Source organism: Sinomicrobium weinanense, from assembly GCF_018863395.1.
Classification (GTDB): Bacteria; Bacteroidota; Bacteroidia; order Flavobacteriales; family Flavobacteriaceae; genus Sinomicrobium; species Sinomicrobium weinanense.
This window is the reverse complement of record NZ_JAHKRR010000001.1, coordinates 357,461-380,728: the sequence shown is the minus strand read 5'-3', so window position 1 is coordinate 380,728 and position 23,268 is coordinate 357,461. Positions and strand designations below refer to the sequence as shown.

Here is a 23,268-nt window from a genome sequence, read left to right as displayed (position 1 = left end):
CTTTTCTGTTTTTAGTTAAAATCTGTATCCAAGGGTTAGGCGAAAATTCCTTCCGGGTTCGTTTTGTTGGGAATAAAAGAACCGGGGATTCCCCTGATCGTCCTTTGTACTGTATGAAGAGCCTGAGAACAGGTATTCATTGAGCAGGTTATTAATATTAAGGGCCACCCGGAATTTCCTGCCTTCCCAGCTTAATGCCCCGTCCAGGCGAAAATAATCGGGTAGTGACTGTGCTCCTTCTACTCCCCATACGGAATCCCAGGTAGAACGTTTGGCCATGTAGAGATATCCAGCCGATATGCTGAGGCCACTCAGTTTGGTATCCTGAAGGGTGTACTTCAACCAAGCGTTACTCATATGCCGGGCATGACCGCCTACCCTGTTCCCTATTTTGGTCTTATCTGTATCCTTGTTCACCCTTACGTCGGTATAAGCATAGTTCAGGATAACGTTAAGCCCGGGAATGATCTCTCCCTGAAGGTCAAACTCCCCTCCCATGGATCTCACTTCTCCCAGTTGTATGGAGCTGTTCAGAGGGTCTTCCGGGTCGGCCGTTAACATGTTTTCCTTGGTTACCCTGAAATAGGAAAATGAAGTGTTCCATTTACCGCCAAACCATTTTCTCTTGATTCCTCCTTCTATATTGTTCCCTTCAATGGGACTGAAGGTATTTCCTTTTCTGTCTGTTCCTGCTTGTGGCAAAAACGCCTGGTCGTAGAGTCCGTATACCGAAGTATTATCATCTATGGAAAAACTCAAACCTGCCCTCGGGGTAAACTTACCGTCGGAAGTTTTACCGGACCATGAAGATTCATCCAGGTTCGTGTAACGCCCTGCCAGCGTAAGCCTCAGCCTGTCGTTCAGAAATCCCAGTTCGTCCTGTACGTAGTATGCCGTGTATTGTTGTTCTACAATGGTCCCAGCCTCACCGGCCCTTTTGCGAAGGCTTGTGGAATGGTCCAGTTCGGGGATTATCACGTGAGAGTTATCAGGGGCATAAATATTAAAAGGATGATCTTCCGGATCGATGCGGTGGGACTCGTCCCAATCATATAATATATCCCTGGCCCCTACATCTATACCGGCCAGTATACGATGCGTAACAGGGCCGGTTTTTACTTCTCCGTTTACAAATACCTGGCCCAGTTTATGCTCTTCCTGGCCGTCGAAAATATACAGGTCCCGATAGATATCTCCATTTTCTTCTACGGCGCCGGGCCAGATATCCGACCCTTTTTGTGTGCCGTTCAAATACCCCAGCTGGGCTGTCATCGTCCAGTTGTTGTCCAGCTTGTGTTCCAGGGTAACAAAAGCCGAATGCTCCTTGTTTACAGTAGGGTCTATCCCCGGATGGGTGATACTCAGGTCCCTGGGAACATCTCTGTATCCTTTGGGTGAGAACACATAAGGCGATCCCAGGTCGGGCACTTTGGAATACTGATAGGTGTATTGTGCCGTAAGAGATGTATTTTCATTAAAAAGGTATTTCAATGAGGGGGCCAGCAGGTATTTATCGTGAAAACCGTATTCCTGGAACGATTTCTGGGTATGCCCCATACCGTTAAAGCGGTAAAGCAGCTTACCTGCCCTGTCCATCTTCCCTCCGATATCTACCGTAGCCCGTTGCAGCCCATAGCTCCCGGTAGATAAGGTTACTTCCCTTACGGAATTTTTGGTCGGGGTCTTGGTCACGATATTATACAATCCGGCGGGTTCTCCGGCAGATAGCATAAACCCGGCCGGGCCTTTTACGATCTCTATACGTTCTACCATGGCCATATCTTCTGCTACGGGGCCCCATCGGGTAGTGAAATTCATACCATTCCTGAAAGCCGGAATACGGAAACCACGCATGTTTACCCGGGCGTAATTGCCCCAGTGTTCCATGACCATTACACCGCTCACGTTACGGCCCACGCCTTCTCTCATTCCAAAAATTTGCTGGTCCCGGAGCACATCGTCGGTAATGACCTGTATGTTTTGCGGTATTTTTATGAGTTCCTGGTTCAAACGAAGGCTGGGAGAAACATTCTCCACCTTATATTTTTCCTTTTTGTGCCCGGAAAGCACTACTCCGCCCAACTGGCTCACCTCGGGCTCCAGTACAATATTCAACTGCCGGGTCTCCCCTTCTCCGAGCTGTATTTTCTGGTACGCGGTTTTATAGCCCACTACGGAAGCCCTTACCGTGTATGCTCCTTCAGATAGTCCCTTTATCCGGTAATAACCGTCAGATTTCGAAGAGACACCCCGGCCGGAGTTTTCTATAACAATGTTGGTCCCTTCGAGGGGGGCGCCTTCCGTATCTGTAATATATCCCTGGATAGCGGCATTGTTCTGTTGTGCAAAAGTCCATGTGGAAATTGCGATAAGGCATACCACAAGTATGGTTCGTATTTTCATTGCATTTATTTTTATTTAGATTCAATTAACATAAATGCAAATCTATTTAAGGAAAAGTTAACAGCAAAACTCTTTTTGCTATTTTTATTATTTAGGACTTAAATTTAACATAACAACGCGTATATCACAGGAAGTCAAAAAATTACATTCCAGATCCATCCCCATAACCGCGTGTAGTATTTGCAAAGGGAGTATTTTATTTTACTATACTTCTTCTATTAAAGCATGTTTTTTCTCCTGGGGTGATCTTTTTACCTTTTTTACCGGTACGGCAGCCTGCTTTCGTTTTAGCTTCAGCCCTACAATGAGTGTCGTCACCGAAAGGATGATCCAGAAAGCATCGATAAAGAAGATCCCGTAGTCGCCTGCGGATAACGTTATCCACATCCAGTTTCCGGACACCACACCATTGACCACAGGCACCAGGAAGCCTATCAGGGAACCGCTTATCAGCGTATATTTATTGGTGAAGTAATTGTCTCTTTTAACCGTAAATAATACAGAAAGGAGCAACCAGCTATAAAAGAATATCCGATATATCCAGGTAATCCTGGACGGGTCAAAATCATGCACAAAAGCCTTGACCCCGACAAAAGTAAGTGCGGTTGCGGGATACATGCTGAGGCATATGGCAAGGTAGATCCATACCAGCCAGGCATTAAAACGCCGTTTCTTTTCAGAAACGCTTTTCCTGTCCCGGGCCACAAGCCATATCATAACTCCGGATATGATCACGAAACACGACACCATTCCCAGGATAAAATAAATGATCCGCAGTCCCAGTCCGCCAAAATCACCAAAATGCAGTTTCTGCAAAACGTTTACAGCCCCGTCCAGGTAGGACGTATTCCCGAAAGGGCTTTTTTCATAGACCACTTCCCCGGTGGAAGCCTCAAAGACCATTTTTCCCTTACCGGTAAAATCCATTTTGTTCGAAGGGACGCCTTCTACCGAAACATGCATCCCCGTGTCGCCATAATTGTAAACGGTCACCGTCTTTACTTCAAAATCCTTCCACTCGTTCTTTGTTTTTTGCACCAGGGCATTGACACTTACCGGAGACTCCTGTTTTTCCATGTTCATGGCATAGCCTGCATTACCGATCCCGAAATCCTGGTACATTTTCCCCGCATCGTTATCATACAACAAGGCAACTACCGGCGGCGCCATGAGCGAAGTACTTATAATAAGATAGGTGCCCGTAAGTGCATAAACGAACTGGTAGGGCAGCCCCAGTATTCCCAGTGTGGTATGCGCGTCCGTCCAAAGCGTTTTCAGTTTGGCCCGGGGGCGGAAGTTATAAAAATTGGTCACGATCTTATTCCAGTGCACCAAAACCCCGGTAATGACGGCAAACAGAAAAAAGAAAGCCACCAGGCCCGCAAGCAGGTAGCCGGAAGTCCCGAAAAAGTTGAGCTGTGCAAAAAAGTGCAGGCGGTAGAGAAACTCTCCTATCGAATAATTACTGAAGTAGTCATACGTACCAAAGTCTTTCTTGTCCATATAGAAAAACTTACTTGTGGCAGCTTCTTTCGGGGCCAGGGTATCTTTGGAAGGGGTCAGGCTCACATTCACCCGCCTTTCTTCATAATATTGGTTGAATGTAATATCCCGGCCATATACAGGCTCCCCGAGGCTTATAGTATCCAGTAAGCGGTCGAAATCCGTACCGTTCAATCCCACTTCTTTTACGGGTTCGTTCCGTTCCCAGCTGATGATCTCATCCCTGAAAAAGGAAAAAGACCCGGCAAAAAAGATAACATAGAGTGCCGCACTGATCACAATGCCGCTTATGGTGTGAGTGTTAAAAAGAACGTTGTAGATTCTATTGCTCATAAGATTTGATATTGTTCCTGAAGTACGAAGTTGGAAATACGAAGTATAGGGTCTGAAGTTATATTTACTTCTAATTTCGTACTTCTAACTTCGTACTTTATCATAAGATCATTTGTCCTTAAACTATGGGATTATACATCTTTCCCACATATATCAACACGGAAAAAAGCAGGGTCGCTAACAGGTAAATCCCCCATATTTTCCAGCCGTTCCTGGCCAGGAATGCCAGCAGGAACAACACTGCCCAAAGCAAAAATCCGGCATAGCGGAGGGTCATCAGTACATTCACATGGTCCACCCAGAAAGCGAGGGCCATGTGAAATGTGACCGCCACCATATATCCGCCGATAAAACCGGCAGTGATCTTGGCAAAACGCTGGCTTACGGAATGGGTCAAATATTTTTTATTCGCAGGCATGCTTTACAAATATTCAAAGGTTAGAGCCAGAATAAGGATCAGGGCCAATGTCCTGTAACCTACAAAACGCAGCGGGGCCAGCAACACGATAAGGCTTCCCACGGTCATCAATATCACGAAAAAAGCAAATACCCCGGCGCCAAAACCATAATAAAAAACGGAAAGCACCACAGCCATGAGTAAAAAGAGCAATCCCACTACCCTACTCTGCTTCCGGTTGGCCTGCATCCACTGCTCAACCCTGAGGGTACGGCTCAGCAAAGCCTTTTTCGACGCCTGATAGTGCGCATAGAAACCCAAAAATGAAATAAGCGTGATCAGCGTGGTCATAAGCTTCCTTATTTTGACTAATTCTAAACAATGGCAAATATAACAACCGCAACAAGACAAAACCAAATTTATTTAGATTAATTTTAAACAAAATAGCATTAATATTTGTGCATCGCCATTCACTGCCTAGCTTGTGGCTTCCTCTATTTCAAACGCTTTTTACGTAGTGGAGAATTATATTCTGCTTGTTCAGGATATCAATCAAAAAACGGGTTTAACTAAAAAAGTCAAACCCGTTTAAATACCTTTAAGTAAAATATGGGTGGTATCTTCCGTTAAAAATGCTGTTGTTACCGCAACTATACCTCTTTCCCGGATATTGTTACCAGATTTTCCTGCTCTATATTTCAATAAAGTATGATGTAATTGCCTTTACTTTTGTTGCTTTTACCCCACTGAATTCGTAAAAGTCCGAAAACGCATATTTTTTGCCATTCTGCATTTTCACTATTCCATTTAAAGCGCCTTCTTTTCCGTGCGTCACAATCTTGTCGATTATTAATTCGGACACTTTTCGGATCTTCGTTTTCCCTATCTCATCAGTAAATTTTTCCTTGCCTTCAATAATCCGGTCCCCAATTAAATTCCACACTATTCTATCCGTTACGCTTTCGGTCAGAAACGCTGTATTTCCCTTTGCAAAGGCGATAATGATCTCCTTTAGGAATTGCTTTTTCGGTGCATTTCCGCAATCGGGGCTTACTGTAATTTTTGTCATTTCAGGTGAGTTAATAAATTAATGGTTGTGCCGTCGGGTTTTCTTTAGATGCAAAGGTCAGTATCCATCAGCAAATGGATATTTTGTTTTTCACTTTAATAATTTTGTTTTTTTTAACTTATGGCTTAGAAACAAATATACACAATTGATATGGTGTGGGTAATGGATAAAAAAATGGGCAAAGCAATGGTTAAATTTAAAAGGACAGCCCGCAGATCTCGCAGATAGGCGCAGATTTTTATTGTTTTCTTCGAAAATCAAGGCCACAGCCGGAAGACAAGAACCTGGAAAACTGGCAACCCGCCCTTCGGCTCTGCTCAGGGACCAAAACCGGCAACTGGCAACCCGCAACTGGAAACTGGGAACAGCCCTTTAACCAAAAAACATCATTTTTTAAAAAAAATTCCTTAAACTGTAACAAATTCCATTCTTGTTCATCCTTATAACGAAAACAACTACTTTTTGAGCCAACCGGATACACATATAGAGCAGCTGCTTGAGCAGTGCAAGGAAGGAAATACAAAGGCCCAGATGGAGGTATATAACCGTTATTACAAGGCCATGTACAACATCTCCCTGCGTATTGTAAAGGACAGGATGGAAGCCGAGGACATTATGCAGGAATCCTTTATGAAAGCATTTACCAAGCTGGACACCTTCCGCGGAGAGGTGGCCTTTGGCGCCTGGCTAAAGCGGATCGTGATCAACAACAGCATCTATAGTTTCCGGAAACAACAGCAACACCGGGAGATCCCGATGGATGAAACATTGCATAAGGTCGAAGACAATGATGGCATTGCTCCCGGTCATGAGTTTACAAACGTTCAGGCTCAAAAAGTTTTGGAAACCATGAAAACACTGAAGGACAATTACAGAGTTTCTTTGACCTTACACCTTATTGAGGGATATGATTATGAAGAGATCGGCGAGATCATGCAGATCAGTTATGCCAACTGCAGGACCACGATAAGCCGGGCTAAGGAAAATCTGAGAAAAAAGCTGGAAGGCATCGGTATAAACTGACTGACAGACGGACGATAAAAAACAAACAGGAATCATTTTTCCTTTTCAAATGTTTAATTTCTGATGATGAAAAAGGATAACATAGACAACTTATTTGAACGGTTACAGGGAGAATTTGACACGGAATCTCCCGCAGCAGGCCATGAAAACCGCTTCCTGGAAAAACTCGTACTGAGCAAAGCCGAAGTGGCGGCCGAACGGCAGAAAGATCCGCAGAAAAAAAGATCTTCCCGTCTCCGGTGGAGGCAGCTTTCCGTTGCCGCTTCCATAGTACTGCTGTTAGGTCTTGGCTGGGTCTTTTACAACACACAACCACAGTCTTCCATACCCGTTGAGGCCGAAGAAGAAGTTGCTTATCCAGAACTGGAAAAAACCCGGTACTACTTTGCTTCCCTGATCGAAACAGAACTAAAAAATATCCGGGAAGAAGCCACCACCGAAGACACCAGGATTATTGTTGACGATGCCGTTGAACAATTGAACCTCATAGAAAAAGATTATGAAAAACTGGAAGCAGAATTGCAGAAGAACGGATACAGCAAACAATTGCTCAACGCGATGATCACCAACTTCCAGACCAGGGTCGCCCTGTTACAGAGTGTAATGGAGCAAATAGAAAATATGAAACGATTAAAAAATGATGACCATGAAGCGAACAGGCTATAAGATCGTATTACTACTGGCTGTATTATTTCCATTGCTTACAACGGCTTCTGCCCTTTCCGGGGACCAGGACCCGAAATGGAACGGCAAACACAGTAAGGAGAAAAGGATAAAAAAGTCATTTAACGTAAACTCCAATGCACTTTTGGAAGTAAACAACTCTTACGGGAACATCTACATCACCTCCTGGAACGAAAACAGGATAGAAATCGATGTGCTCATAAAAGTCAATGGTAACAATGAAGGCAAAGTACAGCAAAAGCTCGACCAGATCGATGTGGATTTCGAGGCGGGCAAAAGCAGGGTTGCCGCCCGGACCATTTTCGGAAACAAGAAGTGGAGCTGGGGAGGCAATAACAATATGAGCATGGAGATCAACTACACCATTAAACTCCCGGTAAACAACAGTGTGGACCTCAGCAATGATTACGGAGGCATCCAGATAGACGAGATAAACGGCAAAGCAAAAATAAGCTGTGATTACGGAAAGCTGGAGATAGGCGAACTGCGTGCCGACGGCAACGAGCTCTCTTTTGACTATACTTCCAAATCATCTATCAGCTACATGAAAAGCGGAAGCATAAATGCCGACTATTCCGGCTTCGTTCTCGAAAAAGCGGAGAAACTGTCTCTGAATGCCGACTATACTTCGTCCAGTATCCTTGAAATTGGTGCCCTGGAATATTCCTGCGACTACGGTGACCTTTCCGTAGAAAGCGCCAAAAACGTACACGGCACAGGCGATTATCTCTCCACCAAATTCGGCACGGTACACGGCGATGTGAACATAACTTCGGACTACGGCTCCATTAAAATAGAGGAATTGGCAGCAGATGCCGGGAATGTAACCTTAGAGACAGAATTCACCGGCATAAAAATAGGATATAACAGTAACTATCATTTTAACTTCGAGATCGTACTCGAATACACAGGTTTAAAGGGCGATACCGATTTTGAATACGAAATAAAAAGGGTGAAGAGCTCGGAGAAATACTATAAAGGACATTACGGGAGTTCACCCGGGAATAAGCTATCTATAACCTCTGAATACGGGGGGATAACCTTGTATAAAAAATAGACAGTGAGAAGGTGAGACAGTGAGACAGTGGTGGGATGAGATGATGGAGAGCAACAAAAAACAGTCCTGAAACCTGAAACCTGAAACCTGAAACCTGAAACCTGAAACCTGAAACAAAAATAAATCATAAACTATAAACAAATGAAACAACTAATGACTTTATGCCTTGGCCTGCTGTTAATGACCTCGGCCAACGCGCAATTCGGGAAGAAAAAGATCTCAGGCAATGGTAACCTGACCACTGAGGAACGAAAAACAGGAAGCTATGACAAGATCGGGGTCGCCGGAATGTTTGATGTAGACCTGGTATCCGGAAAGGAAGGCAACATTAGCATTACTGCCGAAGAAAACCTTCTGGAATATATAGAGACGGAAGTACAGGGCAATTTATTAAAAATAAAAACACAAAAGGGAGTAAACCTGAGGCCACATAAAAAGATCGTTATCACCGTTCCTTTTGAGGACATCTCCGAGGTGTCGCTGGCAGGCTCCGGGAATATTGTGGGTAAAGACCTCATAAAAGCCAATGATTTTGAGACCAATCTGGCCGGATCGGGAGATATAGACCTCTTTGTAGAAACCGAAGATCTGGAAAGCAACATCGCAGGGTCTGGCGACATAAAACTCCGCGGAAAATCCAATGTCTACGAAGGAAATCTTTCAGGCTCCGGAGACATTGATGCATACGAACTCATAACAGAAGATGCAGAGGTCTCCATATCAGGATCCGGAGATATTCGCTTACATTGCAACCAAAAATTAAAGGCACGGGTATCCGGATCGGGCAATGTGTTGTACAAAGGCAATCCTGCAAAGGAAGATTCCAAGGTATCGGGTTCCGGAAAGGTCGAAACCAGGGGATAAAAAACATTCTGCATTCAATGGGGAAAAGTATGACCGAGTTCATTAAATTTATTTCTATGAGAATTAAAGAACAAAAATTTCATTTGAGTTTTCTCTTGTTTATCACGCCACTCTTTTTTCTGGCCTGCCAGAAAGAAACTAAAATGGATACCGAATTATTTATCCCCGTTGAAAAATCAAGATTATATGTACGTCTTGTAGGGAATGCCGATAAACCATTAATCATCAATTTGCATGGAGGACCGGGAGCTTTTTCAGGTTTCGAGCACGAATTCAACAGAAAGCACCTTGAAGACGATTACCTCATTGCATATCTTGATCAGAGAGGGGGCGGAAAATCTGATGTCTGTACCGATTCCACCATGCTTACAATGCAACAATTTGTAAAAGATCTCGATGTGGTAGTTGACTCTTTACAAAGTAAATTCAAAGACAAAAGCATCAACCTTATTGGCAGCTCCTGGGGGGGAACTCTGGGATTGCTCTATATGATCGAACACCAGGATAAAATTAATTCTTTTGCCTGTGTCAGTGGAAAAGCTGATGGCGTTTATCCGATAAAGGCACTCATACAGCGCGAACAGCAATTGGCCAGGGAGCTGATAGAAAACTCAAAAGATTCCGCAGCCAAAAACCAATATCGCAAGATATTGACAAAGCTAAAAGAGATAGATGAAAGTGATCTCGGCCAGTTTTTTGATGATATGAATCTGCTCAAACACAAGTTCCCGGAAGAATTGGGGTTCAATGCTTATTGGGCCAATCCAAAAGCAAAAGAAATAGCTGTTGAATTGGGGAAAGATTCTGCTTATTATGCGAGGGCGCGATATACGAAAACTGAGTTTGGTGAAGCAATGGAAAAATATGAACTTGTAAACCGGGTATTCCGGAATACCCCCTCATACAACCATTTGAATATCATTGATGAAATAGCAGTTATTACTAAACCGGTTCTTGTCTTGCAAGGTGAAAGTGATTATGCCATAGGCGTCGAACAGGCCAATATGATCTATAAGCATTTAAAAAGTGTACCCGAGGGTAAAAAAGAACTAAAAATAATCCCAAACGCAGCACACAACTTAAACCTTGAGGCGGAAGAGTTATATTTTGATACTGTTAAATCGTTTTTTGGCAAATACAGTGATTAAAATAGCATGCCCCCTTTTGACGAACCGTTAACCGAACGATACAACAGGTTTTATCCTTACGGCATACAAATGTTTGGATAAAAGTAGCTGATGTAGCCCCTTGTGATGCAGGATGGTGTGCACTTTATAAGTTCCTGCCTGAAAAAATTCAGGCTATTTTTTCTTTATCCTCCTTTACCATTCTCTTTTCCAATTCTTCCAGGGAAACTCCCTTGGTTTCCGGCATCAGGAAGATGGTAAAGAGCAGTTGCAATACCATCATAAAGGCAAAAAATGCAAAAATAGGCCATGGATTCTCCCTGTATTTATCGATAAACACGGGGCCAATCAATGTTATAAGTGCGGCAAAGACCCAATGCACCCCGCAGCCGAATGCCTGTCCGTAAGCCCTCACCCTGTTGGGAAATATCTCGGAGATAAACACCCAGATCACTGCCCCCTGCCCTATGGCATGAGATGCGATAAACAATAAAATAAAGACCAGCAGCAATATCGGGCTTGCCGTGGCATAGAACGACCAGGCCACCATGACCAGGCTAACAATATATCCCAGGGAACCGATAAGCATAAGCTGCTTCCTCCCCAGATTGTCAATAAGTCGCAGCCCAATAAGGGTAAAGATAAGGTTGACCACACCGATGGAAATGGCATTCATCAACGAATCCTTGGCGGCCAGTCCTGCCATTTCAAGGATTTCCGGTGCGTAGTAAAGTATAAAGTTAATACCCGACAACTGGTTGAAAAAAGCGATCAGAAAAGCCAGCAACAGTGGTAAGCCGAATTTTCGCGAAAATACATTACCTCCCTTTTCCGGTGTATTGTCCAGGCGTATCTCGGCCAGGGCTTTTTCGGCAGTTTCGGTATCGTACATTTTTTCAAGGACTTCCCGGGCTCCCTGTTCGTCCTGTTTTTTGAGCAAAAGCCACCTCGGACTATTGGGCACACCCAGTACCATAATACTATATATGGCTGCCGGAACAGCTTCTACACCAAGCATAAACCTCCAGTCGTTGGCTCCCCCTACGCCTTGCAGCAGATAGTTGGAAATATAGGCAATCAGAATACCGAACACCAGGTTAAACTGGTACAGGGCCACCAGTTTTCCCCGGTTTTTTGCACTCGATATTTCGGAAATATAGGTCGGTGCAGCTACGGAAGAGGCCCCTACACCCAAGCCGCCTATAAACCGGAAAAAGGAAAATGTATAAGGGTCCGGGGCCAGCCCGGAGCCCAAAGCGGAAACCAGGTAGAGCATCCCGATCCAGAAAAGCGTTTTTTTTCTCCCGTATTTGTTACAGGGAATCCCGCCGAACAGGGCACCGATCACCGTTCCCCACAGGGCCATCGACATGATAAAAGTTCCGTGAAACCATGCCGAAGTGTTCCAGAGTTCCCGGATAGGCAGGTTAGCACCGGAGATCACCACGGTGTCAAAACCGAACAAAAAACCGGACAGGGCCACCGTCACGGACCAGTTGCGCATATTATTCATAATAAAAATGGTTGGTTAATATGGTGTGATCAAATTTTGGAAAGGTCCTCGATACTCAGCTCCTTCACTGACTTTATAATGCGGTTAGGCTGAAAAGCATAGTACCGGAGATCTTCCTTCTTGGAGACCCCGGAAAGGGTTAGTATGGTCTTATAGCCCAGTTGTATCCCGCCGAGAATGTCCGTGTCCATCGTGTCCCCTATAATAATGGTTTCCTGGGCTGTAAGCCCCAGTGTTTTCCTGGCTGCCCGCATCATAACGGGGCTGGGTTTGCCCACGGAAAATGCCTTTTTCCCGGTGGCTTCTTCGATCATGGCTACAATAGCCTTGATGCCCAGATTGTTCCAGCCTTCTTTTTTCGGAGAAGGGTCCAGGTTGGTGGCTATGAACTTTGCACCGTCCAGGATCATATCCACAGCATTGTTCACCATCTCCAGCGTAAAGTTCCTTCCCTCTCCCACCACCACATAGTCCGGGTTCTGGTTTACCATCACATATCCTTGCTGGTGCAGGCTGGTGATAAGCCCACCCTCTCCCAGGACATAAACGGTGCCGCTAGGCTTCATAAATGAGAGGAACCAGGCAGTGGCCATAGCACTGGTATATACGTTTTCTTCCTTTATGTTTATTCCCATTTTGGCCACCTTGTTCACCGTATCGAGAGGCGAACGCTGGCTGTTATTGGTCATAAACAGGAAGGGGATTTGATTTTTCTGCAATGCGGCTATAAAGGTATCAGCACCTTCTATCATGGTGTCCCCACTGTATATGACACCATCCATATCAATTAAAAGTCCCTTTTTCATCGTAGGTTATTGTTTATTATTCGTCGTTACACTTATATTTTTATGCCTGTTTTACTTCCTGCTGTTTTCTTACACGGAACAACAGGAATATTCCGAGTACAAAGAGCACTCCCAGAAACAGGACAGAATTTCGCATACTACCCGTTACCTGGGCTATAAAACCATACAGGAACATCCCTATAACGATCCCTATTTTTTCGGCAACGTCAAAAAAGCTGAAAAAAGAAGTGGTATCGTCCGTTTCCGGTAAAAATTTGGAATAAGTAGAGCGCGACAGGCTCTGTATTCCACCCATGACCAGGCCCACACATCCCGCGGCTATATAAAACTGAACGGGGGATATTATGGAATAGGCATACACACAGATACCCACCCACAGGAAATTGATCCCGATCAGGGTTTTTATATTACCTATCCGGGCAGACATCTTTGAAGTAAGCCATGCCCCGATAGCTGCTACAATTTGTATCAGCAATATACTAACTATGAGACCAGTGGTCCGTTCTTCGGCCCCGCCCCACTCCAATTCCTCTTCTCCGAAATAGGTGGCAGCAAGCATAACGGTCTGTACAGCCATACTATACACGAAAAACGCCCCCAGGTATCGCTTTAGCCTTGGTGAATCTCCCAGCCGGTTCCATACTTTTTTTAATTCCCTGAAACCGTTGAATATCAAATTCCTGTGCAGTTTCCCGTTGGATGCATTTCCCCTGGGCAGGTAATAAAAGGTGTATTGGCTAAAACCGATCCACCACAGTCCGGTAAGTATAAAGGATATCCGGGTAGGTGCCCCTGCACCGGTAAATCCGAACCATTCGTACTTCATGATCATCACCAGGCATATGAGCAACAGTATAACGCTGCCTATATATCCCAGGGAATATCCTCTGGCACTGAGGCGGTCCTGTTGTTCCGGATAAGCTATGTCCGGGAGGTAAGAATTGTAAAAGACCAGGCTGGCCCAGAAGCCAATAAGCGCCAGAAAGTAACACATCAGGCTTAAGTATATGTGTTCCAGGGAAAACCAATACAAGCCGATACAGGAAAAAGCACCGAGATAACAGAAAAATTTCAGGAATACCTTTTTATTTCCCGTATAATCGGCTATACCGGACAATAATGGCGATATGAGCGACACGACCAGGAAAGCAGCCGCAGTGACATAACTTATCAGGGGGGCACGGGCAATACTACCCCCAAAAACGGTGATCTTCTCCATATTGGCTTCCCGGAAGAGTGCCCCGTAAAAAATAGGAAAAATGGCTGCAGCTATGACCAGGCTGTATACCGAATTGGCCCAGTCGTAAAACGCCCAGGCCCCGAGCAGTTTTTTACTGCCCCTTTCTAATGCTTTTGCCATGTTTAAAGTTCATCCCCCGGCTCCACTCGGGAACCGATGATATTTTTAATTATTAACTTTTCTATTTTACATATCGTAACCCCGGTTCCCGAGCAACGGTCCCTGAGCAGAGTCGAAGGGAGCCGAGGGACAAAAAAAGCTGTTCTTAAGAACAGCTTCTAATATAGAAATTAATTTTAAACCGATTGTTATTTCACGATTAAGGATACCTGGAATATATCATTCTTCTGCTATCATGACATTATTGAAAACTGGTCACTCCGAACTTACGTGCTTCAGCTCTTGCTCCCGGGGCCAGTTGTGTCAGATTTCTTATACGGGTATCGCTTGAAGGGTGCGTACTCAACATCTCGGGAGGCCCCTGCCCGCCTTTGGCTTTCATCCGCTGCCACAGGCGTGCGGCTTCACTAGGATCATAACCGGCAATGGCCATGATCTGTATACCTATGGCATCGGCTTCGTTTTCGTGTTTTCTACTGAATGGCAGCATTGCACCTACCTGTGACCCCACACCATAAGCCTGGGCCCACAATTGCTGTGCCTGGGCACTTTTACCACTTGTGGCAACCGCAACGCCAACAGCTCCCAGCTGCTGCAATGTACCTGCACTCATACGCTGAGCTCCATGGTCTGCCAGGGCATGGGCCACCTCATGTCCCATAACCACAGCAAGCCCGGTCTCGGTCTGGCTAACGGGTAAAAGCCCGGTATATACCACGATCTTTCCTCCCGGCATACACCATGCATTGACCTGGTCGTCCTGTACCAGGTTGTACTCCCATTTATAATCCTTTAAATAGCCCTCATAGCCATTGGCATTGAGCCATTTTTCCGCAGCATTCGCTATACGCTGCCCTACTTTCCTCACTTTCTCTGCATCCGCAGTGCCTTTTACCACCTTATGCTCCTTTAAAAATTCATCGTACTGCTGAAAAGCCATCGGAAATATGGAACTGTTGGAATGAAAATTCAGCGTACTTTTCCCCGTAAACGGATTGGTTTTACAGGAAAGCACAAAGAAAAGCAACAAAAAAGACAACCAAATTTTTCTCATAACTTTATATCATTAGCATTGTAAAAATACAAAATTAACAGTAAAAATCGGTAGGAGATTCACAAATTTCCAACAAATACAGGGTCATGCAGCCTTCGTTATCCCTCCCTCGCAGGGGGGAGTTTTACTACCTTATATTGTAGGCAAGCACCATGCCGGGAGGTTACTGATTAAAGGATTGACAGCAGATTGAATCCTGAAAGCCATTTGGTAAACATTTCAATCTCATTCAATCTTCCCGCATAGCGGGATCAATCTTCTATCAATCTTCCATCAATCTTTTAACGTCTAATACGCAGCAGTAAACCGCTGTTTATGGTGTCGTGGCTGTTCCAGTTCGTCTGCAATGACCACACCAACATCTTCGCCGGACAACACACTTTTCCCTTTTTTGTCAAATACCGGGTTTTCCAGCCCCAGCCTGTATTTTCCTGTTCTTCCCATGGTAATGCCCCGATGCATTTCGAGTGCGGGGCTAAAGAAAGCCCAGTCGAGATCATTTTCTTTCCGGATCTCCTCCAGGTAGACCCGGGCCGCATCTGCACCCGGTTTTATCTCTGCCGGAAATTCAGGAGTATCCACGACCTGCAATCCGGATTCCAGATACAGGCTGCCTGCACCGCCAATAACAACAAACCGCTGCACCCCTGATTTTTTCGCAGCCTGCTGTATGGCCCTTGCCCCGCGAAGAAAATCGTCATAGAGCTCCGGGTTAGTCCACCCGGCATTGAAAGCACTCACCACTGCGTCATGGCCCGAAAGCGCTTTTGCCAGGGTATCCGTATCCAGCACATCTACCTTCACGGGAGTAACCTTATCGCTTTTTACTTCCGACTTTTCAGAGTTTCTTGACATGGCACTCACTTCATGGCCGCGATTAACCAGTTCTTTTAAAATGTTGGTGCCCACAAACCCGGTGGCACCGATCAATGCTACTTTCATTTTTGTTTCATGTTTAAAATTGAACTTTACTCTTATTATTACTGTATATATTTTTGTTACAGTTTTATTTAAAAAAATATCACCCAAATTTACCGGCAAATTCTTCCAGGCTTATCGTCGATAATTTCCGGACTACATAATTATCGGTTTCCTCATAGAGCGTTTCCAGGTGTTCATTGACCTTCTTCCCTACCGGGCATTTCGGGTTGGGCGTATTGGCCCTGCCCAGTACGGGTACCAGTCTCACGGCCTCGTATATTTCCGAAAGTTTTATCTGAGATGCCGGCCTGGCCAGGAAACTTCCTCCTCCCTTCCCTTCCTTGCTCTCTACCAAACCGCAGGCTTTAAGGTTACTGATCTCTTTCCGTATCACCGCGGCATTTACGTTGACACTTCCGGCAATAAATGCAGACGACAGCAACTCGTCTTTCATGATGGCGAGTAGCGTGAGTATGTGTAAAGCGGTGGCAAAACGGACATTGTTCATTCTGTAATATTTTTTATTACAGTACAAAGATATTACTTTTTTCAATACCTCAGGAATACCCTGGCAAAAAAATCCCGCTCTTTCAGAATAGTATCGGAAAGAACGGGTCTCCGGGTTATAGGCTTCAGATCGTTTACCTTTGTTTTCAGTTTTTTTCCGGAGCTCTTATCCCTTCTATCGCACCCGGCATTCCATTAGCACCGAATCCCGCTTTTACGGCACGATCAAAAGCGCCTTTCACGGCTTCCGGTATGCTTACATTTATACCTGCATCACGACTGGCATGAACAATATGAGCTATTCCTGCCGCTTCCATGGTTATGTTGTCCAGGTCTCCCGGATAGTGCTTTTTATCTGCGCTTTTTGCAAAATTCTCCAGGAACGATCCTGCCAGTGCCAATACTTGCCGGCCGAAGGGCAGGAACTCCTCTGCCCGTTCGCCCTCGGCATTCAGCAGGGCATAGGAATGCAGTACACCGGTGAGGCTGGTATAAAAGATATTCATCATGGCAATATCGTATAATGCCGCGTGCCCGGGATCTTCTCCCAGGTAGGTGCTCTTTCCTCCGAGAGCCCGAAGTACGGGGAAGTATTTATCGAAAATATGCCGGGGGCCGCTGTACAGCAAAAGAGCATCCGGCTGCCCCACTTCCGGGACAGGTACCAGGACCGAGCCATCCAGATAGTCTATTCCCTCAGCCTGAGCCCACGACGCCATTTGCCTCGCCTTTGCGGGAGTGTCGTTGGTGAGGCTTACCAGTGTTTTTCCCTGAAGTTCGTCTGCCACAGGTTTCACGATCTTTTCCAAAATCTCATAATTCAGTACACAGATCACCACCAGTTCGCTTGCCGCTACCGCCTCGGAAACCGTGGCTGCCGCGACGGCTCCTTTTTCAACTAATGGTACGGCCTTATCTGCAGACCTGTTCCACACTGTCGTTCTATGACCTGCCTTTAAAAAGGCTTTGGCCAGGGCACTTCCCATAGCACCAAGCCCTAATACCGTAACGTTTTGAGGTGTTTTATGATTTTCTTCCATTCTATTATTTTTAAGCGTAAAATTTAAGTTTTAAGTTTCTTCAGGCACTCTTTCTCATAACCTTGATCAGGGCAGCGAGTTCCTCGTTTTCATAACCTGCGGCTTTTGCTTTCTGCAACAGCCCGGAGGCCAGTTCGGGCAATTCCGTATTGATCCCCGATCCCTTCGCCTGTTTAAGGATACGCTCCACCGCTTCGACGGATATCCGCAGCGGGCTTTGGGAAATTTCAAAATTGCCGCTCCGGATCACCTTGCCTTCATGTTCCAGGAACTCTCCGAAAGTGGGAGTTATATCCGCAGTCAGCTTGCCGTATACCCCTACATCCATCCCTTCGGACTCTACGATCCGGGCTCCGTGGAAAAACCCGATAATGGACCCGTAGAGATAGGAAAGCGTAGCGAGGTCCATGGCAGAGGCTGCTCCCGCATGACTGCCCAGGTATGATACCCCTCCTCCGAACACCTGTAAAAGGTCCCCATGCTTCCTGAAAACCTCCTCATTGCCGGATATGAAGATCGGGGTGTCTTTCCTTCCCATCTGCTCCGGGGCAGCCTGGATGGCACCGTCGAGATAGGTGGCCTTATTACGCCTGGCCCAGGATTCGGCTTCATCGGCCTGTTCCGGGCTGCCAGTTGTCAGTTCTATCAATGTTTTTCCGTGGACAGCAGCGGCTACATCATCATGCCGGAGAATGGCCTTCGTAGCATTGTAGTCATAGACACAGATTACGGTAACAGGGCTTGCTGCTATCGCTTCTGCCACAGTTTCCGCCAGGACTGCCCCTTCAGCAACGAGGGCACCTGCCTTGTGGGCGCTGCGGTTCCATACTGTTACTTCATATCCTTTTTGCAATAAGAGTTCTGCTAATTTGTACCCCATATTGCCCAGTCCGATCACGGACACCCTGGCCTGAATTTTGTTTGATGTGTTCATTGTATGATATTGTTTAAAAATTAGTGACACAAAGTTCTGAACACCTGTTGTTTCCTGCAATAAGGGAAAAAAGATTCAGGCAGTGAAAAATTTTTCCCTGTACGGAATTTGCGGGATCCGAAAGGCCACGGTACTGAAAAATATTAACCGAATTGCTTATTTTTGTGTAAAAGCTGTTTTAATCATGTACGAAAGAAAGATCCCCGAAGACCTGGAGTGTGGTGTTACCATTACTGCAAAAGTGCTGGGCGGCAAATGGAAACCCTGTATCATCGATTCCATCCGGAGGGGGATACAACGCCCCAGCGAACTGCACCAGGATATCACTGAAGCCAGTCCGCGTGTTATCAATATGCAACTCCGGGAATTACTGGATCACGGCATTATTGATAAAAAAATATATCCCGGGCTCCCTCTCAAGGTAGAATACAACCTCACCCCAGTGGGGGAAGGTATATTGTTTATCATAGATGCCATGGACAAATGGGGAGAGGAAAATCGCGATCATGTGTTGCAGGTTACTGAAGAAACTGCGGGATAAGATATCCTGCCTTCCGCAATCTTGCATACTCCCCCTCACTGTAAATCTGCCTCATCCATGAAAGAAATCCGGGAATACTTTAACAAACTGGTTCCACTCACCGCAACGGAAAGCGACCATTTTACCTCGAAACTCATCCGCAGGGAATTTAAAAAAAACGAGTTGATACTGTGCTGCGGAAAAACAGAACAATATCTTTCCTTTGTCGAAAAAGGCATGGTCCGGTTTTATTCAGACAAGGGAGAGAAAGAGATCACCTTTAGTTTTACTTTTGAGAATTCTTTTGTCAGCGCATACGATTCGTTTTTGATGCAAAACCCCGTGGGCTATTACGTACAGGCCCTGGCAGATACCGTGTTGTGGAGTATCAGCCATACAGATCTCCAGAAGGTATACAGGGAGTCTGCGGACGGACAACAGATAGGCCGGAGAGCAGCAGAAGAGCTCTTTATAAAAAAGAGTAAAAGGGAAATGTCGTTCCTACGGCAAAGTGCGCAGGAACGCTATGAAAACCTGTTTGCAGAAAACCCCGTTCTGCTGCAAAAAATTCCCCTGAAATATATTGCATCCTATATAGGTGTTACGCCCCAGGCCCTGAGCCGTATCAGGAGGCGGATTTACTCATAGTTTGTTATTGTTTTCTTTACGGTATTCGTGAATACTTCGTATTTCTTAACCCAGGTTCATTGATCCCGGTGGTTTCCTGCCTTAGATTTGCATGGTACATTAACACAAAAATCACTGCTCATGAAACCACTGATCGTATTGGTCGTTACTTTTGCTATCTCCCTGGTTATATCCGGAATAACTACCGGAAAGTGGGATCTTTCCTTTTCGGGAAGAGTGGCCATGGCCGTTATGCTCCTTTTTACCTCCATAGGGCATTTTAAATTTACCGAAGGGATGGCCCTGATGCTCCCCGATTTTATTCCGGCCAAAAGGGAAACGGTACTGGCTACGGGAGTTATAGAGATCATCGCTGCCATAGGTCTTTTTATCCCGCCTTTACGGGTACTCACCGCATGGTTGCTTATTCTTTTTTTTGTGCTCATCCTCCCTGCCAACATCCACGCAGCACTACACCATGTAAACCTGGAGAAAGCCACATATGACGGAAGCGGTATCAATTACCTCTGGTTCAGGGTCCCTCTTCAACTGTTGTTTATCGGCTGGGTCTATTTTTTTGTGATCAGGAGTTAGAGGGTGAGAATGTGAGAGGGTGAGAGGGTGAGAGGATGGGAAAATATAAATTTTGAAGTTTAGTATAACTAAAAACTCCACCCTTCGGCTTGGGCCTGCACTGAGTAAAATCGAAGTGCTCAGGGACCAATTCAAAACTCCACGACTCCAAAACTCACCTCGCAACTTTAGAAGGTACGAGGTTGAGGAGAGATAGTATTTCCTGTTCTACTTCCCCGCTGTCCCATATTTCTGCTATGTTGTCCATTTGCATCACCTTGTCCATTATGATCCGTTGGCGGTCGCCTTCTGCCAGGGCTTCTGCGTAAGGGCGGTCCGAAAAGGTGACCCTGCTGTATAAGGGCACCCATTTATCCGGGTGTTTTTCCGCAAACCTGCTTTCGATCTTTTTTCTTAATATAAACCGTTTATCGGCTGTCTTGGTGCTCATTTCCATAAAGTTCCGGAAGCTGAGTTCGGCAATGGCATCGGCATTAGGTTTGCGTTCGGCCTGGTATTGTTTGAAGATGGTTTCCCAGTCGTCTTCGTGTACATTCATCAGGTTGTTCAATACCTGTATATCCTCGAAACCCGCATTCATACCCTGGCCGTAAAAAGGCACGATGGCATGGGCAGAATCCCCTATCAGGGCCACCTTGTCCCAGTAGGTCCAGGGAAAACATTTAATGGTAACAAGGGCGCTGGTAGGGTTTTTGAAAAATTCTTTCAACAGGCTTGGGATATCTTCCACCACATCGGGAAAATAATGCTCAAAAAACTCCTGCACTTTGGATTCGGTGTCCAGCATTTCAAAAGAATTCTTTCCTTCAAAAGGCATGAACAGTGTACAGGTAAAACTCCCGTCGAGATTGGGCAGGGCTATAAGCATAAACGCTCCCCTGGGCCAGATATGGAGCGAGTGTTTGTCCAGTTTGTGCGATCCGTCGGGATTGGGCGGTATGGTGAGCTCCTTGTAACCGCTATCCAGGAATTCCTGGGAATAATTGAACCTGCTCTGGCGCTGCATTTTGTGGCGCACCCGGGAAAAGGCTCCGTCGGCACCGAAGACAAGGTCGTATTTCCTGGCTTCCCTTTGGGCCTGCCCGATATGGATGGTGGCCTCCGGGAGGTCCACATCCCACACCTTGGATTCGAATATAAAACGGGCCCCGGTCGCTTCGGCCAGGTCGATCATCTTCTTATTGAGAACGTCCCTTGAAATGGAATATATGGCCTCTCCTTCTTTGCCATAATACTGAAAGTACAGGGGCTTGCCTGGCATATGAATAGCCCTCTTATCCATCCTCACAGCCACCTTTTTCACTTCATCAGCTATGCCAACTTCTTCCAAAGCCTGCCAGCCCCGGAGCGACATGGCCAGGTTTATGGACCGGCCCGAGAACTTTATGGTCCGTATATCGGGACGACGGTCAAAAATATCCACTTCGTGTCCCCTGTGCCTTAAATATATGGCCAGTAACGAGCCCACCAGTCCGCTTCCTACTATTGCTGTTTTCTTTGGTGTCTGCATCAGCTGAATTTATGGTTTATGACTTAAGGCACACGACAATTTTCCAGGGTCTTACGTCTTAAGTCCTAAAGTCTTATGTCTTTTTAATTAATTCCCTCTTTTAATATCTGTCCAAATTCATACATATCTTCGAAAGAACAGTAGAAAGGCACCGGGGCCAGGCGGATGACATTGGGTTCGCGCCAATCGGTGATCACTCCGTTTTTCATCAGGTAATCGAACAATGGCTTTCCCTGACCGTGTAAAAATACGGACAGCTGGCACGCTCTTTCTTCCGGATTCCGGGGGGTGATGATCTCGAACTTACTATCGGTACCGGCATCTACCTGTTCCAGGATAAATTCCAGGTATGCCGTGAGTTCATTCCTTTTCCGGATCAGGGCATCCATCCCTGCTTCATCGAACATTTCTATCGATGCGAGGTATGGAGCCAGCGACAGAACAGGCAGATTGCTCACCTGCCAGCCATCTGCCCCGCGAACAGGGTCAAAGCCGGGTTCCATCAGAAAACGACGTTCCTTGTTATGGCCCCACCAACCGGCAAATCGCGGAAGATCTCCGTTATCGTGATGTTTTTCATGTACAAAGGCTCCCGAAGCGTTCCCGGGGCCGCTGTTCATATATTTATAACTGCACCAGGCAGCAAAATCGACCTCCCAGTCGTGTAACTGTAATTTGATGTTCCCCGCGGCATGTGCCAGATCCCAGCCTACAAGCGCGCCTGTACGATGCCCGGCCCGGGTTATGGCTTTCATATCGAATACCTGTCCGGTGTAGTAATTCACCCCACCTATCAGTACCAGGGCCAACTCGTCCCCGGTCTCTTCGATCTTCGCCATGATGTCTTCTGTGCGGATATAGTGTTCCCCTTCCCGTTTTTCCACTTCAACAATGGCATCCGCCGGGTCAAAACCGTGAAACTTCACCTGGCTTTGCAACATATACTGATCGCTGGGAAAGGCTTTGGCCTCGCACAATATCTTGTAGCGTTTCGGTGTTGGCCTGTAAAAGGATACCATTAAAAGATGAAGGTTCACCGTAAGGGTGTTCATCACAGTTACTTCAGAAGGTTTGGCGCCTACTACCCGGCTAAGGGGCCCTGCAAACCGCTCCTGATAGTCCCACCACGGTTTTTGGGCATAAAAATGGCCTTCAACGGCCAGTTCCGCCCAGTCTTTCATGACCTCATCAACATATTTCCGGGTTCTTTTGGGTTGCAGTCCCAGGGAATTTCCGGTAAAATAGATCACCGGTTTTCCGTTTACACGGGGAAAGATAAATTCGTCTTTATATTTTTTCAGCGGATCGCGGGCATCCATCGTTTTTGCAAATGCCCTTGTATTCTCAAACTGCATTCTTTTTTGTTTCGGTAAAAATAAGGAATTCCGGGGAAAATGGCACACGGATGAGGCGGATGATACC

Annotated in this window: 23 protein-coding genes; 8 read left to right on the top strand and 15 right to left on the bottom strand. The window is 45.9% G+C overall.

Going from position 1 to position 23,268, the window contains the following annotated elements; all coding sequences use genetic code 11:
• Positions 1-15: 15 nt before the first annotated feature.
• From KN811_RS01655 to KN811_RS01635, 5 genes are all read right to left on the bottom strand, one after another.
• A complete protein-coding gene (locus KN811_RS01655) occupies positions 16-2,403 on the bottom strand; it encodes a TonB-dependent receptor (protein ID WP_187965125.1) in 2,388 nt (795 codons plus the stop codon).
• Between the two features lie 204 nt (positions 2,404-2,607).
• Positions 2,608-4,239 carry a PepSY-associated TM helix domain-containing protein gene (locus KN811_RS01650; protein WP_187965124.1) on the bottom strand — a complete coding sequence of 544 codons (1,632 nt, stop codon included), beginning with the start codon at positions 4,237-4,239 and terminating at the stop codon, positions 2,608-2,610.
• A 118-nt stretch (positions 4,240-4,357) separates the two neighbouring features.
• Positions 4,358-4,657: a hypothetical protein gene (locus KN811_RS01645; RefSeq protein ID WP_187965123.1), complete on the bottom strand. Its 300-nt coding sequence runs from the start codon at positions 4,655-4,657 to the stop codon at positions 4,358-4,360.
• A 3-nt stretch (positions 4,658-4,660) separates the two neighbouring features.
• Entirely contained in the window at positions 4,661-4,987 is a 327-nt protein-coding gene (locus KN811_RS01640) for a hypothetical protein (protein WP_187965122.1), read from the bottom strand.
• 340 nt (positions 4,988-5,327) lie between these two features.
• Complete coding sequence (locus KN811_RS01635) at positions 5,328-5,705, bottom strand: nuclear transport factor 2-like protein (protein WP_187965121.1); 378 nt, start codon at positions 5,703-5,705, stop codon at positions 5,328-5,330.
• Positions 5,706-6,167: 462 nt separating this feature from the next.
• Here KN811_RS01635 and KN811_RS01630 point away from each other — a divergent pair, with 462 nt between their 5' ends.
• The 5 genes from KN811_RS01630 to KN811_RS01610 all read left to right on the top strand — a co-directional run bounded on the left by KN811_RS01630 (position 6,168) and on the right by KN811_RS01610 (position 10,481).
• Positions 6,168-6,728: an RNA polymerase sigma factor gene (locus KN811_RS01630; RefSeq protein WP_187965120.1), complete on the top strand. Its 561-nt coding sequence runs from the start codon at positions 6,168-6,170 to the stop codon at positions 6,726-6,728.
• A 63-nt stretch (positions 6,729-6,791) separates the two neighbouring features.
• Positions 6,792-7,394, top strand: a complete 603-nt coding sequence (locus KN811_RS01625; protein WP_187965119.1) for a hypothetical protein — start codon at positions 6,792-6,794, stop codon at positions 7,392-7,394.
• The gene (locus KN811_RS01620; protein WP_187965118.1) at positions 7,375-8,469 is read left to right on the top strand and encodes a hypothetical protein; all 1,095 of its coding nucleotides are present in this window, start codon (positions 7,375-7,377) and stop codon (positions 8,467-8,469) included. Before KN811_RS01625 ends, KN811_RS01620 begins: the two co-directional genes overlap by 20 nt.
• 141 nt (positions 8,470-8,610) lie before the next feature.
• Positions 8,611-9,333 (top strand): head GIN domain-containing protein, encoded by a 723-nt coding sequence (locus KN811_RS01615; RefSeq protein ID WP_187965117.1) that lies wholly within the window; start codon positions 8,611-8,613, stop codon positions 9,331-9,333.
• Between the two features lie 56 nt (positions 9,334-9,389).
• A complete protein-coding gene (locus KN811_RS01610; RefSeq protein WP_187965116.1) occupies positions 9,390-10,481 on the top strand; it encodes an alpha/beta fold hydrolase in 1,092 nt (363 codons plus the stop codon).
• 148 nt (positions 10,482-10,629) lie between these two features.
• Here KN811_RS01610 and KN811_RS01605 read toward each other — a convergent pair whose 3' ends face one another.
• From KN811_RS01605 to KN811_RS01570, 8 genes are all read right to left on the bottom strand, one after another.
• Complete coding sequence (locus tag KN811_RS01605) at positions 10,630-11,973, bottom strand: sugar porter family MFS transporter (protein WP_187965115.1); 1,344 nt, start codon at positions 11,971-11,973, stop codon at positions 10,630-10,632.
• A gap of 29 nt (positions 11,974-12,002) precedes the next feature.
• Positions 12,003-12,779 carry an HAD-IIA family hydrolase gene (locus tag KN811_RS01600; RefSeq protein ID WP_187965114.1) on the bottom strand — a complete coding sequence of 259 codons (777 nt, stop codon included), beginning with the start codon at positions 12,777-12,779 and terminating at the stop codon, positions 12,003-12,005.
• Positions 12,780-12,819: 40 nt separating this feature from the next.
• Complete coding sequence (locus KN811_RS01595) at positions 12,820-14,139, bottom strand: MFS transporter (protein ID WP_187965113.1); 1,320 nt, start codon at positions 14,137-14,139, stop codon at positions 12,820-12,822.
• Positions 14,140-14,380: 241 nt separating this feature from the next.
• Positions 14,381-15,193, bottom strand: a complete 813-nt coding sequence (locus KN811_RS01590; RefSeq protein WP_187965112.1) for a M48 family metallopeptidase — start codon at positions 15,191-15,193, stop codon at positions 14,381-14,383.
• Positions 15,194-15,481: 288 nt separating this feature from the next.
• Complete coding sequence (locus tag KN811_RS01585) at positions 15,482-16,135, bottom strand: NAD(P)-dependent oxidoreductase (RefSeq protein WP_187965111.1); 654 nt, start codon at positions 16,133-16,135, stop codon at positions 15,482-15,484.
• Positions 16,136-16,214: 79 nt separating this feature from the next.
• Entirely contained in the window at positions 16,215-16,622 is a 408-nt protein-coding gene (locus KN811_RS01580; protein ID WP_187965110.1) for an RrF2 family transcriptional regulator, read from the bottom strand.
• Between the two features lie 145 nt (positions 16,623-16,767).
• Positions 16,768-17,661: an NAD(P)-dependent oxidoreductase gene (locus tag KN811_RS01575; RefSeq protein WP_187965109.1), complete on the bottom strand. Its 894-nt coding sequence runs from the start codon at positions 17,659-17,661 to the stop codon at positions 16,768-16,770.
• Positions 17,662-17,701: 40 nt separating this feature from the next.
• Positions 17,702-18,595: an NAD(P)-dependent oxidoreductase gene (locus tag KN811_RS01570; protein ID WP_187965108.1), complete on the bottom strand. Its 894-nt coding sequence runs from the start codon at positions 18,593-18,595 to the stop codon at positions 17,702-17,704.
• 184 nt (positions 18,596-18,779) lie between these two features.
• Here KN811_RS01570 and KN811_RS01565 point away from each other — a divergent pair, with 184 nt between their 5' ends.
• The 3 genes from KN811_RS01565 (at position 18,780) to KN811_RS01555 (ending at position 20,336) form a co-directional block, all read left to right on the top strand.
• Positions 18,780-19,136, top strand: a complete 357-nt coding sequence (locus KN811_RS01565; protein ID WP_187965107.1) for a winged helix-turn-helix transcriptional regulator — start codon at positions 18,780-18,782, stop codon at positions 19,134-19,136.
• Between the two features lie 57 nt (positions 19,137-19,193).
• Positions 19,194-19,763, top strand: a complete 570-nt coding sequence (locus tag KN811_RS01560) for a Crp/Fnr family transcriptional regulator (protein ID WP_187965106.1) — start codon at positions 19,194-19,196, stop codon at positions 19,761-19,763.
• Between the two features lie 120 nt (positions 19,764-19,883).
• Positions 19,884-20,336 (top strand): DoxX family protein, encoded by a 453-nt coding sequence (locus tag KN811_RS01555; RefSeq protein WP_187965105.1) that lies wholly within the window; start codon positions 19,884-19,886, stop codon positions 20,334-20,336.
• Between the two features lie 154 nt (positions 20,337-20,490).
• Here KN811_RS01555 and KN811_RS01550 read toward each other — a convergent pair whose 3' ends face one another.
• Entirely contained in the window at positions 20,491-21,846 is a 1,356-nt protein-coding gene (locus KN811_RS01550; protein WP_187965104.1) for an FAD-dependent oxidoreductase, read from the bottom strand.
• A gap of 83 nt (positions 21,847-21,929) precedes the next feature.
• Entirely contained in the window at positions 21,930-23,201 is a 1,272-nt protein-coding gene (gene kynU / locus KN811_RS01545) for a kynureninase (protein WP_187965103.1), read from the bottom strand.
• Positions 23,202-23,268: the final 67 nt, after the last annotated feature.